Source organism: Kordiimonas sp. SCSIO 12603 (assembly GCF_024398035.1).
Taxonomy (GTDB): domain Bacteria; phylum Pseudomonadota; class Alphaproteobacteria; order Sphingomonadales; family Kordiimonadaceae; genus Kordiimonas.
Genome location: NZ_CP073748.1, coordinates 780186 through 793256 on the forward strand (window position 1 = coordinate 780186; position 13071 = coordinate 793256).

Annotated in this window: 8 protein-coding genes; 5 read left to right on the plus strand and 3 right to left on the minus strand. The window is 45.4% G+C overall.

Annotated elements, in window-relative coordinates:
• Nucleotides 1-26 precede the first annotated feature (26 nt).
• Nucleotides 27-7994, minus strand: a complete 7968-nt coding sequence (locus KFE96_RS03620) for a DUF4347 domain-containing protein (protein WP_255834646.1) — start codon at nucleotides 7992-7994, stop codon at nucleotides 27-29.
• Between the two features lie 430 nt (nucleotides 7995-8424).
• Between KFE96_RS03620 and KFE96_RS03625 the strand changes: the two genes are divergently transcribed.
• The 3 genes from KFE96_RS03625 to KFE96_RS03635 are packed head-to-tail and all read left to right on the plus strand — an operon-like array spanning nucleotide 8425 to nucleotide 10051.
• Entirely contained in the window at nucleotides 8425-9072 is a 648-nt protein-coding gene (locus KFE96_RS03625) for a phage tail protein (protein ID WP_255834647.1), read from the plus strand.
• Between the two features lie 39 nt (nucleotides 9073-9111).
• A complete protein-coding gene (locus tag KFE96_RS03630) occupies nucleotides 9112-9459 on the plus strand; it encodes a hypothetical protein (RefSeq protein WP_255834648.1) in 348 nt (115 codons plus the stop codon).
• A 31-nt stretch (nucleotides 9460-9490) separates the two neighbouring features.
• Entirely contained in the window at nucleotides 9491-10051 is a 561-nt protein-coding gene (locus tag KFE96_RS03635) for a hypothetical protein (protein ID WP_255834649.1), read from the plus strand.
• Between the two features lie 139 nt (nucleotides 10052-10190).
• Here the strand turns inward: KFE96_RS03635 and KFE96_RS03640 are convergent, their stop codons facing one another.
• A complete protein-coding gene (locus tag KFE96_RS03640; RefSeq protein WP_255834650.1) occupies nucleotides 10191-10667 on the minus strand; it encodes an Lrp/AsnC family transcriptional regulator in 477 nt (158 codons plus the stop codon).
• A gap of 98 nt (nucleotides 10668-10765) precedes the next feature.
• Between KFE96_RS03640 and KFE96_RS03645 the strand changes: the two genes are divergently transcribed.
• A complete protein-coding gene (locus KFE96_RS03645; RefSeq protein ID WP_255834651.1) occupies nucleotides 10766-11092 on the plus strand; it encodes a hypothetical protein in 327 nt (108 codons plus the stop codon).
• A 4-nt stretch (nucleotides 11093-11096) separates the two neighbouring features.
• Here the strand turns inward: KFE96_RS03645 and KFE96_RS03650 are convergent, their stop codons facing one another.
• On the minus strand, nucleotides 11097-11522 hold the full coding sequence (locus KFE96_RS03650) for an Lrp/AsnC family transcriptional regulator (protein WP_247021709.1): 426 nt from the start codon (nucleotides 11520-11522) through the stop codon (nucleotides 11097-11099).
• A 146-nt stretch (nucleotides 11523-11668) separates the two neighbouring features.
• Here KFE96_RS03650 and KFE96_RS03655 point away from each other — a divergent pair, with 146 nt between their 5' ends.
• Nucleotides 11669-13069, plus strand: a complete 1401-nt coding sequence (locus tag KFE96_RS03655) for a VOC family protein (protein ID WP_255834652.1) — start codon at nucleotides 11669-11671, stop codon at nucleotides 13067-13069.
• The last annotated feature ends 2 nt before the right edge of the window (nucleotides 13070-13071 follow it).

Below are 13071 nucleotides of genomic sequence, written 5' to 3' on the forward strand. Positions count from 1 at the left end.
TATTTATTTTTCAAGCCTTATCTAACCTAGAATAATATGACATTACTCTCGGTTAGGTCACTGAGTGAGACATTTTCAAGCAGGATGCTCTGGTCATCGGCAAGCGCGATACGCACTGAGGTACCGTCTTGTGTTGCGGCACCGATAAAGGCTGCAAAATCTGCAAAATCATGTGCGGGATCAAAGAGTTCGATAGTATCTTCAGTGGTATCAAAATCAGTGATGACGTCATCGCCAATTTCTGCGCCAAACACAAAGGCGTCCGCACCTGCACCGCCTGAAAGGGTGTCATCCCCGGCGCTACCCCAAAGCATGTCATTGCCTGCACCGCCTTCAACGAGATCATTACCCTGGCCGTTATGGATTATATCATTTCCGGTGCCGCCAAAGAGGGTATCGTTGCCCTGACGACCCCAGATAAGATCATTATCGTTACCACCCATAATGATATCATTTCCGGCACCACCACCAAGTGTATCATCCCCGGCTGAACCACTAACGCTATCATCACCCATATCGCCAATACCTGCGAACACCAGGTCATTACCGCCAGCAGTGTTCACCACATCTGCATCACCGCCGCCAAAGATTGTATCATTGCCGTTACCAGAGGTAATCATGTCATCGCCAAGGCCGCCATCAATAAACAGTGGATCATCGTCTTCGGTGCTCGCTGTAACGGTGTCATCCCCGGCGCCTGCATCAACGGTATCCTCACCGCCTAGGAGCGTAATCTCGTTGTCAGCATCAGACAGGCGGATATTATCGTCTTCTGGTGTTGAAACGTTTCCAGAATTTGTGCCGACGCCAATGATTGTTACGGTTACTACATGTGTTGAACCATCAGAGGCTGTGAAGCTAATATTATCTGTAGCCGTTTCCCCATCGCTCAGGTCAAGCCCTTCTGGTGTGGGTGTGTATGTCCATGTGCCTGATGTAAGTGTAAAGACGCCAAAACCGTTGGCACCGAGTGTTGGTGCTACATCAGGGAATGTTGGGTCCGTATCGTCTACATCTGTCAGGGAAATAGTGCCACTGATTGGAGTGCCGTCTTCGATAACTTCGCCGAATATATCACCAGATAAAACAGGGGCATCATCTGAGCCAGTGATCGTGATAACGATAGCCTGTGGTGTACCATCTTCAGAACGAACCTGAAGAGTATCAGTGAGTGTATCACCGACATTAAGTTGATTTACCGCGTCTACTGTTGAATTAACTTCATAACCCCAGCTGCCGTCTGCGCTAATAATAAGCTGCCCGTATGTGCCATTTACGATATCAGCACGGAAGCTGTCATTTCGGTTGTCCAAATCAATCGAAGTGAGGTTACCTGTTAACGTGCCGGGCTCATTTTCTGCTATTGTTCCAGTAACGTCACCGCGGATAACAGCTATATCATTTATAGAGGTGATATCAGCATTAATGGTGCCCAGTTCAACATCGCCTGAACCGTTCGTATCATTTGCGGTAATGGTAAAGGTGCTAGCATTGTCGCCATTATCATTCGGTGCAGGTGTCCAGTTAATTACCGTTGTTGTATCCAGATATGTGCTGATATCTGCTGGTGAGCCAGTAAGTGTGATGGTGGTGTTATTCACCAGTGTAGCAGTAACTCCAGCACCCACGCTGGTACCGCTTGAAGGAGCACTGAAGGTACCTTCATTTGCTGTAAGTGTTACTGTAATGCTGTTGCTATCGACATCTGTAAAGCTAAGAGAAGATAAATCGAGAGCGTTGGCGGTGTCTTCAGTGAACTCTATATCTGCCGGCAAACCAGTGACTGCTGGGTTGTCGTTGGTAGCCGTAATATCGATGCCTGATGTGCTAACGTTTACAAACCCGATAGTATCATTTTCATCCACAGCGATAGTGAGGATGGCGGCATCATCACCGTTGCTATCAAGTGTGCTTGTGTAGGTTACATTACTGGCTGTATCCAGATATGCTTCAATGTTTGTCAGGGTACCTTGAAGGGAAATAACTGATGTTCCAGAACCAGATATGGTTACCCCCCCACTTGATGTGGCCGCAAGGGTGCCATCGCTGGCTGTCAATCTTATTGTCACATTACTCGGATTATCTACGGCACTAAAATCTACCCCAGAAAGGTCAACATTGGATGCTGTATCTTCTGTCACGATTATATCAGATGGAACGCCTGTTGCTGTTGGGGTATCATCTACAGCTGTTATATCAGCATTTACTGTACCAAGCGTTACATTATCGGAACCATCCCCATCATTAGCTGTAATAGTGAAAGTACTTGTATCATTGCCAGTGTCATTGGCGGTTGGTGTCCAAGTGATGGCACTTGCAGTATCCAGATATGTGCTGATATCTGCTGGCGAACCTACTAATGTGATAGTTGTTGGGTTTACCAGTGTTTCTACAACGCTGGAGCCACCGTCAGCAGGTGTTCCAAATGTACCTTCGCTTGCTGTAATGGTCACGGTAATGGAAGTGCTGTCCAGATCACCAATAGTAGATGAGCTAAGATCTACATTACCTGAAGTATCTTCCGTGAAAGTAAGGTCAGTAGGTAGCGCAGTATCAAGAACCGGAATAGTATTTACAGGATTGACATTCACCGTCACTTCGGCAGCGTTTGATGTAGCGCCTGTTCCGTCAGAAAGCGTGATTGAAACAGTTCTGTTGCTATCCGTTGGGGTGTTAGCTTCAACGTTATTATATTGAATAGTTCTGAGTAATTCCTGCACCAGTGCTGGTGTTGCGTTTGAATTCAGGCTGACAATCAAGTCTTCATTGGAGCCGCCAGTCGCGCCAGAGTCAATTGTACCGATAGCTGTTCCGCCCACGGATACCGTTGAACCCGCTGTTTGTCCTGCAGACAGGCTAATATTGCCGCTGGTATCAATAACCAAGCGATCTTCGGCTTCTTGATTTGCAGTAACTGAAATAGTGAGATCACCGCCATTAAAATTGGCGGAATCTGCATCAGTAACAGTTAGATTACTGCTTATATCAAGGTTTGATGCGCTATCGCCTTCTGTAAAGGTGAAGCTGTCACCATTCAGATTAGTAATTACTGGTGGATTGGGGCTTACAACGATGGTGAAGTTGGCGGTGGAATCCTCATCGCCACCGTTTGCTGTACCTCCATTATCATTGAATGTAAGCGTAAAAGTACGGCTATCGACACCCGATGGACCTTCGTATAAGAGGTTCTGAAGCAAGGTGGAGTAAGTAATTGGATCTCCGGCAGTATTAACGAAATTAAGGACTAGAGTATTACCGCCCTGACCATCATCTGTAGCATCAACTGTAGCAATAGTGACGCCATCTACCTGAATGTCTTCACCTGCTGAGATTATTGCATCCCCGCCGGATGTCACTGTTGTACCATCAACAGACCAATTGCCATTTGTGGTGCCAGTATTTTGAGAAATAGTAAGGGAACCGCCGCCAAAATCTGTTGAATCGTGATCTGTTACAGAAGCATCATCCAAGAGAGTGATGTTAGTTGCTCCGTTCCCAGACACAATAGTAGAGCTTTCGCCATCTACACCGGAGATGATTGGTGCGTCATTCACCGCTGTTAGTGATACAGTGGAGATTAGATTAGGTGTTGAATTATTATCACCACCATTTGCTGTACCGCCATTATCTGAAATATCTGTAATTGTAACTACGCGATTGCCGGTTGGATCTGGGTTGTCGCTGGTGTTGCTGTAAGTGAGCCCATCCACCAATGTCTGGAACTGTGCGGATGTAAGGGTTTCACCAGAGAAGCTCACTGTTGCCGTTGAACCTGTGACCGATACAGAAACATCAAGACCATTCGTGGCTGTAGTCACCATCGTACCGTTGGTGAGAGTCACATCTGAGCCGTCAATGCGCAATATCTCATTCGCGCCATTAGAAACATTGGTGACCGTTAGGGTCATGGATGAGAAGCTATCAGCACTTTCAATGGTAGATGCAGATACAGTGTTAAACAGATCTTGCGCCGCACCACCTTCAACGAAGGTTGGGTTACCGCCCGTCGCCGTTAGTGTTGGTGCATCATTCACATTGGTAACCGAAACAGTTGTTGAACCAGTGACCGTGCCAGGGTTGTCGCCTGTGCCCTGAGCGTCGCCGCTGTTGCCGTCACTGAAGGTCCAGTTAAGCTGAATGCTGGCGGATGGGGTATCGCTGCTGTTTGAATAACGAACAGCTTGAAGAACTTCATTCACCAGTGCTGTTGTTGGTGTGGTACCGTTATCTGCGAATGTAACGGTAAGCTGACCATTGACAGACCCTGTATCAAATGTAGCGATAACATTACCGCCTGCGGAGATATTGTTGCCAGAGACAGTCAGGTTACCGCCTGTAGTGAAAGCATAAGCGTCACTCGCATTCGCACCACCATTGCGCACGATAGTGAGAGTAGCGCCCGAATAATCACCATTACCGCTGTTTAAACTGCCAAGTTCAATATCGGCTATTGATACATTGTTATCCAGTATAACGGCGCTACCACCTTCTGTGTAGGTGGGCGTATTATCTAGGTTGGAGAATACGGGCGCATCATTAACTGCAGCAACCGCTATAGATGCTGTGTCTGCTGCGGCTGAGAAGGCTGTTGCTCCTCCGTTTGTTGTCGTATCTGCTGTGCTGCCATTGCTACCGCTTGATTGGTCCCATGCGCGGAATGTAATGGTCGCAGAACCACTGTAATTTTCACCTGGCACAAAGCGCACTAATGCTGTTGAAGAGAGAAGCCTTGATGCGGATGAAAGATCAACTGTGCCGGAAGTAGCAGAAAAGGCATTCCAATTGCTACCGCCATCTACAGAAAATTCCCAAACACCATTGGTGTTATCCACGGCGGTTACAGCGATCGCTTCAACAGCACTACCATCAACATCCGTGATTGAACCGTCAGCGACGATAGAAGCAACGGTTGAACCGCCATTGTTCGTATTATTGGAGGCGTCGTCATCACCGTCTACACCTGAATTATCATCATCTCCAGCATCTTCAGATATCCCCATTAATGTTGGGGACAGAGCGGCATTTAGGCCGGGTGCATCATTCACAGCTGTAATGTCGAAATTAGAAGTTCCAACCGTTACAAAGTTTGGGTCTTCAGCTTCGTCATCATCAACGGCAATAGTTAATGTTGCCGCATCATCGCCGCTGTCATTTGATGCACCTGTGTATGTTACATTACTCACCGTATCCAGATAGGTTTCAATGTTATCCAGTGTGCCGTTCAGCGTGAGGACAGAGGTACCATCGCCGGAAACAGAAACACTACCGCCAGATGAAGCAGAAAGTGTTCCTTCACTTGCTGTAAGTCTTACAAAAACAGTGCCTGTGCTATCCACATCGGTGAAATCAACGCCAGATAGATCAACATTTGATGCTGTATCTTCCATAACTGATATATCATTAGGTACACCTGTTGCTGTAGGTGCATCATTTGCTGCAGCTACGTCAGCGTTAATGGTGCCAAGCACTATATCGCTGGTATCCTCATCTCTTGCTGTAATCGTGAATGTGGATGTATTATCACCATTATCGTTGAGGGCAGGTGTCCAGCGGAGATTGCTGAACGTATCCAGATAGGTATTGATGTCTGCAGGAGCACCCGCAAGTGTGATTGTTGTAGCATTCACCAGTGTTTCTGTAACACCACCGCCAACGCCGGCGCCGTCTGCTGGTGCGCTGAATGTACCTTCACTGGCTGTGATGGTTACAGTGATGTTATCACCATCTACATCCTCAAAAAGAGTAGAAGGTATAGCTAAATTGCTTGTTGTGTCTTCAAGGAAATCAACATCATCCGGTATACCTGTTGCTGTCGGAGCATCATTTACAGCGGTGATATTTACATTAACAGTGCCTATGGCCACATTGCCGGAACCATTGCCATCGTTTGCGGTTACGGTGATAGTGGCTGCAGCGTTGCCGCTTACATTAGAAGCCCCAGTGTATTGAATGTTGGATGCCGTATCCAGATATGTGTTGATATCAGCTGGTGCACCCGCAAGCGTGATAGTAGTTGGGTTTACAAGTGTTTCTGTAACACCTGAACCATCAGCTGGTTGAGCAAAGGTTCCAGCAGATGCTGTGAGGGTGACTGTAATGCTGGCGCTGTCAACATCGCTGAACACAGTAGTGCCAAGATCGATGTTGCTCAATGTGTCTTCAGTTACTGTAACTGAGGGGGGGAGGGTAGCTGCTGCTGGATCATCATTCGCAGCGGTAATATTTACGTTAACGGTGCCTATGGCCACATTGCCGGAACCATTGCCATCGTTGGCGGTTACGGTGATGGTGGCTGCAGCGTTGCCGCTTACATTAGAGGCCCCGGTGTATTGAATGTTGGATGCCGTATCCAGATATGTGTTGATATCAGCTGGTGCACCCGCAAGCGTGATAGTAGTTGGGTTTACAAGTGTTTCTGTAACACCTGGACCATCAGCCGGTTGAGCAAAAGTTCCAGCAGATGCTGTGAGGGTGACTGTAATGCTGGCGCTATCTATGTCGCTAAACGCTGTAGTGCCAAGATCGATGTTGCTCAATGTGTCTTCAGTTACTGTAACTGAGGGTGGAAGGGTGGCTGCTGCTGGATCATCATTCACAGCGCTGATAGAGATGTTCACTGTATCAGTAGTGCCATTCACGGTACCGTCATTTGGGGTAACTGTCAGAACTGCTGTTGTTGTGTCATTGGACGCAGTTGTGAATGTGATATGTGATGTATCGTTCAGATAAGTATTAAGCGCTGCAGCAGTACCCTGCAGAGTCATTGAAGCTGTGCCAGAACCAGCAATCGTCACACCACCGAATGTACCATTTGTATCTATAGAGGCAATGGTGCCGCGGTCGACAGCTAGTGTAAGAGTGATGGTGTCACCTGCATCAGCATCAGAAATATTATAGGCAGACAGATCAATGGCTGTCGCGACATCTTCCGTTGCGGTGTCATCTGCAGGTGTGCCGCCCAATTCGGGCGCACTGTTAGACGGACCAGAAGCAGTAAACGCAATTTCGTCAACACCAAGTTGCCATGTTTCCGTTCCTGAATAAGATACAGTTATTTGAGTTACATTCGTCCAGTCTGCAGGACTATAGACCTGAACAGAATCACTTAATTCTGGAGCATTAGAAGCAACGGTTATGGTTGTTCCATTACCATTTGTAACATCTATGGTATAATTTCCGCCGTCGTTCGCATTCGCGAACTCCAAAATTTGGAAACTTGAAATATCCACAGCACTATCGAAAGAAATTGTATAGCTGTCGCCTTGCGACAACGCTGACGGGCTAACCCCGTTTCCAACAATGGCGGGCGACACGGAAAAAATAGTTGAAGCTCTAGTAATAGTAACGGTAACGCCGTCAACTGTTTCCGTTATTGTGTCCGTTCCGCTCCCGGATGCCGTATTGAAGCTAAATGTGCCCAATGTGCCCATGAAACTCGTTTTTTTACCGTCAAATGGTAAAGGGTGGTTTAGTAAGTTTGGGTTATATTCAAGTTCCCAGTTCCCATTATATTTAGGAAACCCAGTTAAAGTTTCTGAAGCTACGACAGCAATTCCAATTTTATTTTCAAGAGCATCAATAAATGAACGTCCCTCTTGGTTTTTGGCAATTTCACAACCATAAAGATGGAGGGTGGCATCATCTTCTGTAACGGAGATAAGAGTATTCAGTAGCTCCGCATAGTCATCTAGAGTTTCGGTTGTTAGGTGTTCACCGGCTAAATTAAGCTGACCAACATTACCGTGAGATAAAATGGAGATAGAGGAAACATTGCTCACTCCCTTTAGGGCATCTACTAATCCAGCAATGCCTTCATCGGGATCAAGCATAATCACATGCGCATCAGGTGAAATTCCCTCAAGAAGATTTTCATACCCTTCAACAGATTTATCAATAACCACAATATCAAGCACCGCATTCTTTGCCGGTGTATCCGTTAGGGCGGATTTACTGTGTGGAATTGGTGAAAATGTGCCAGTGCGATTAAATGTCATGATTTAAACTTTGCTGTATTAAAACAGCACAGGACAAAAGCATGCGTAAAACATAAATACAGCACCCCCCCATCACAGTATGCTGTTAACCCCAATAAACCTTTATTAAAACAGGTATAGGTGGTTATTTGAAATAAAATCTAGAATGTGAAAATATGTCATATTTTCATAAAAAGTCTATATAAATTCTTATATTTTGGCAATTAAATTAACAATGATAATAACGTCCTAATAGGAATAGTATTACTATTAATAGATAATTTTTACACTTCAATGACACCATTAAGTTGCTGTTATCCTAATATAAGTTGACAATACTAGTTTTAATGTTTTGTATTAACAAATTATAGTTGCGTTTCTTAGTATTTTTCACATCTATTTTAAACCTTGCATGCGATCCATGAAAGGCATGCATTTAGGAGGGGGTATCATGGAAGCATTTATGGGAACAATTTTGGCCTTTGGTTTTAACTATGCGCCAAGAGATTGGGCAATGTGCCAAGGACAGCTTGCTGCAATAGCAAACCAAACGGCTCTTTATTCGCTTTTAGGCACTATATATGGTGGCGATGGACGTACTACTTTTGCGTATCCTGAACTTCGTGGTCGTTCTGGAGTTAGCTTTGGGCAACAGCCCGGCTTCAACCTCTACGTACAAGGTCAATTGCAGGGGGCTACTAATATACATCTCAGCCAGGCACAAATGCCCCAACACACTCACACACATTCATATAATGGCTCTGCTGGTGGTGATGTAACTTTGGAAGGCTCCCTAAGTGTAGCTGAAACCCATGGCACCAAACAAATCCCAGATGCTGGCGATTACATAGCTGCACCAAGCAATAGCTTTGGTTCCGCGCTTGAAGGGAAATTATATGTTACTCCTGCAGAAGCAGCCTCGGTTGGAACAGTACCGGTAGGCGGGTTAGCATTATCAGCAAGCGGTGGCGGCAGCTTTGATAATGCCTCTTTTACGATTAACCAAACCGGCTCCAGTAGCGACATAAACATTCAAAACCCAGTTACTGTCCTTAATTACTGCATAGCAATAGAAGGGATTTATCCACCTCGCAGTTAGAACAGTATTTTAGGTAGACTGAAAAGGTCTTGAATATTTATGTCCGATATCAAATTATCTGTGGCACTGGACGAAGTTTCCGCGGCCGACTTTGCAAAATACGCTGACAAAACTCTTACGGTTTGCAGTGGCAATTATAAATTAAAAGTCGCTTTAGTGGAATGCGTGGAGCGTCCTAAATCAACAGGGTATGATGCTAAACGAACGGCTTTTCGTTTGATCTTTAGGTCGGAAGAAGCTGAACCTCATCCGCTGCTCGATAACCCTAGTTACAACTGCATGATAACAGAATTGGATATAGAGGATATTGGGCCGGTTTTGATAAACCGTATCATGCGCCCAATTGAATTCGGGCCGGGTATATATTTGCAAGTTAGTTTTAACTGACCTGCATTCACCCGTATAATGAAAGAATGTTATGATCGACGGAACTGTTGCATTACCGCATGGTATCACGGCCCGCCCCGCAAGGCGCGGTGATAAAGACTTTTTGGCTAAACTCTACCGAGCCAACCGCGATGATATTCGCTTGGCTGAAGGTGAAACTGACTATCTAGAAAATATCATCGAAATGCAGTTGGAAGCTCAAATAAATGGATATGGTGATCAGTTTCCTAATGCTCTTTATTTGGTGTTGGAAAAAAATGGTTCACGCATTGGTCGCGTTACGTTTGATATAGGCTCAGTAGAATTGCGTTTAATTGATCTGGATTTTATCAAAAAAGCAAAAAATAAAGGCTATGGGTCAGGTATTATTATTTGGATGATGCAAACAGCTGCAAAAATTAAAAAGCCAGCTCTAGTCCCAGCCCGCAGGGATAATCAGCTTCTTCTAAGGTTCTTGCATAAGTATGGATATACAGAAGAAAGCACTATGTCTGACGATGTTTTTGCTCGAATGATTTGGTTTCCAACAACCGAAGAAATGGCTGGTTTGACGGATATTCGACCAAGGCCTGCGGTTATGGGTGCGGTTTAGAAAGCTTTCTAATCTTTTAAATTTGGCTACGCCGGATAATCACAAGTTACCATAGTAGCATAAGACCAGCCTTTGCAGGCTCTTTCTTCGCTGATTGCATGGGCGATGCTTAATTGTTCTTCATTGTTGCGATAATAAACTACAGTTCTGGGGCCACATAGGTGAGCGGCAGCGCGGTGGACGACATATTGTTGACCAGACAGATGTTTGAGTTGATTTCCCGAACGCCTTTGGCCTTTGAAAGGCTCTCCCAAAAGAACTCCTTATAATCAGCCACTGAGGGCACCACGATTTTGAGGAGAAAATCATAATCCCCCATCATGGTATGGCATTCAAGAACCTGGGGATATTGGTAAGCGTAATCCGCAAAGCTTTCCAGTGAGCTGCTGTCATGCTTGTTCATTTTTACATGAGCGAACACGGTAATTCCGAGGCCGATTTTTTCCTGATTAACGATTGCAACTCTATCGCGGATATACCCCTTATCCACCATATGTTGGATACGCCTGCCACATACGGATTTGGATGATCCTATTTTCTCTGCAAGCGCACTGAGCGAAATCATGCAGTCTTGCTGTAGTTCTTCTAGGATTTTGAAATCTATCGCATTAAGCATAATTGTCCCTAGTTTTTATTAATAATGGGAAAGTGTCCTGAAATTATAAAAAATAACGCGACATTAGGGAAGAAAAATATGTGTGCAGGCGTTATAAAATGGCTATCCAATCCAATTTGAACGCTGAGTTAAGGACACGCACAATGGTTATGGTTAGCAAAGATCGGTTTCGTTATACATTTGTCACTGAAAAGTGTGCGGAAGATCTGAATCTGTTGCTTGATAGCATGCGGACCTCGAACCTGTGGCCCTCTAGTTTGGAGACGAACCAAGATTTCAGTGGTCGAACCAAGGTGGAAATTGAATTAAGTGGTGGGCGCAATTGGCATACCATGTTCATGAAATCCATGTTCAAGCGTCGCACCAGCATTCTTTACTTTGAATGTGATGAAGAGGCGGCGTCAATTGTAAGCCTTGCCGCCTGAAGTCTTAGGTTTCTTTCTTAGCGGACAGCACCAGTGACGTTGTGGTTTTATTCACCCCATTAATGGCGCAGATGAAATCAAGAGTTTGGTCAATTTCTTCCAGTGATGGTGCTTTGATAATAGCGATCAGATCATAACTGCCGCTTACCACATAAAGCTTTTTAATTGCCTGATGGGTTTTCATCAGGCCGATGGCTTGCTGCGCATATTTTTGATCTATCGATAAAAGCACATGGGCGGAAATAAGCTTCTGCGCATAATCAGGGTGGTGCCGTACTGTGAAGCCGGAAATGATTTTCCGGTCCATCAAACGGTTGATCCGGTCTTGTACAGTGGAGCGCGAAAGCCCCAACTTTCTGGCAAGAGATGAGGTGGATTCCCGGCCATCAATTGTCAGTAGTTCCAGCAATTTTTCATCTGTAGTGTCCATGTCGTTAAAATGCCGGGTGTGCCGTTAATATGTCAATCAATAGTTTGTAATTTGCACAATATTCTTATTTCTTCTTATGAAACTGCTCCCTAAATTCCTCGCAAACCCATTAGGGGTGTTTCTATTGTTTAGTTCGAGGTCCCGTCATGAAACAACAAGCCTTTGTTCCTGCTCATGAAATTAGAGCATCTTTCACAGCTGCAATGTCTGAAATGTACCGCACTGAAGTGCCAGCATACGGCACTCTTGTTGATCTTGTGGAAGAGATTAATGGGGAAACCCTGAAGGGAAACACTGGGCTAAAACAGTCTCTCACGCTATCTGGTGGTCTTGAACGCCTTCAGGATGAACGCCATGGGGCTATTCGTCTTGGCAAGCCGGAAGAGCTGTCTATGATGCGCCGTGTGTTTGCGATTATGGGGATGTTGCCGGTAAGCTATTATGATCTGAGTATCGCGGGTATCCCTGTACACTCCACAGCATTTCGCCCAGTTGATAAAGTTGAGCTCGAAAAGAACCCTTTCCGTATTTTTACATCACTTTTACGCCTTGATATGATCAAGGATGAAAGCCTGCGCGCTGCTGCTGCTGCTGTTCTTGAAAAACGAGATATTTTTACAAACGGCGCATATGTACTCGTAGAAAAAGCAGAAAACGAAGGGGGACTATATGCAGAAGATGTGAAAGCTTTTGTTGCAGAAGTTCTTGAAACTTTCCGGTGGCACAGTGAAGCAGCTGTAAGCGAAGAACTTTATGAACGCCTACATAGTGCACACCGATTAGTTGCTGATGTGGTTTCTTTCAAAGGTCCACATATTAATCACCTAACTCCCTGCACGCTTGATATCGATAAAGTGCAGGCGGATATGCCGAAAAAAAACATCTCCCCTAAAGCAGTTGTTGAAGGGCCGCCATCGCGCAAATGCCCGATCCTACTGCGCCAAACATCGTTTAAAGCACTGAATGAACAAGTGAATTATCAGGAAGAGGATGGCAGTTTTAAAACAGGTTCCCATACCGCACGGTTCGGTGAAATTGAACAGCGTGGCTGTGCGTTAACACCAGCAGGCCGGGCTTTATATGATGAGCTTCTTCTTAAGGCGCGGGCAGAAATTACACCGGATGCAAGTGGTGAAAATGCTGGCGTATATATTGAAAATCTTGAAAAGACCTTTGCTGACTTCCCTGATACATGGGATGGACTCCGCCGTGAAAAACTCGCTTATTTTGTGTACAGTCTTACTGCAAATGCAGAGGGAATACGGCTAGACACAGCTGTGCCTCTGGAAGATCTCGTTGCTGATGGTCTCGTTGAGTTTGCGCCAGTGATTTATGAAGATTTCCTACCTGTAAGTGCAGCGGGTATTTTCCAATCTAATCTCGGTGATGAAGCGGCCCAGGACTTTATTGAGCTGCCTAACAAAGCGTTGTTTGAAAATGCGTTAGGCGCGAAGGTTTTGGATGAGTTTGAGCTTTATGCGTCAATGGAAGAAGCTTCGATTGCAGCTTGTTTTGCTGGACTTGGCTTGAAAGGACGAGCAGCATAATG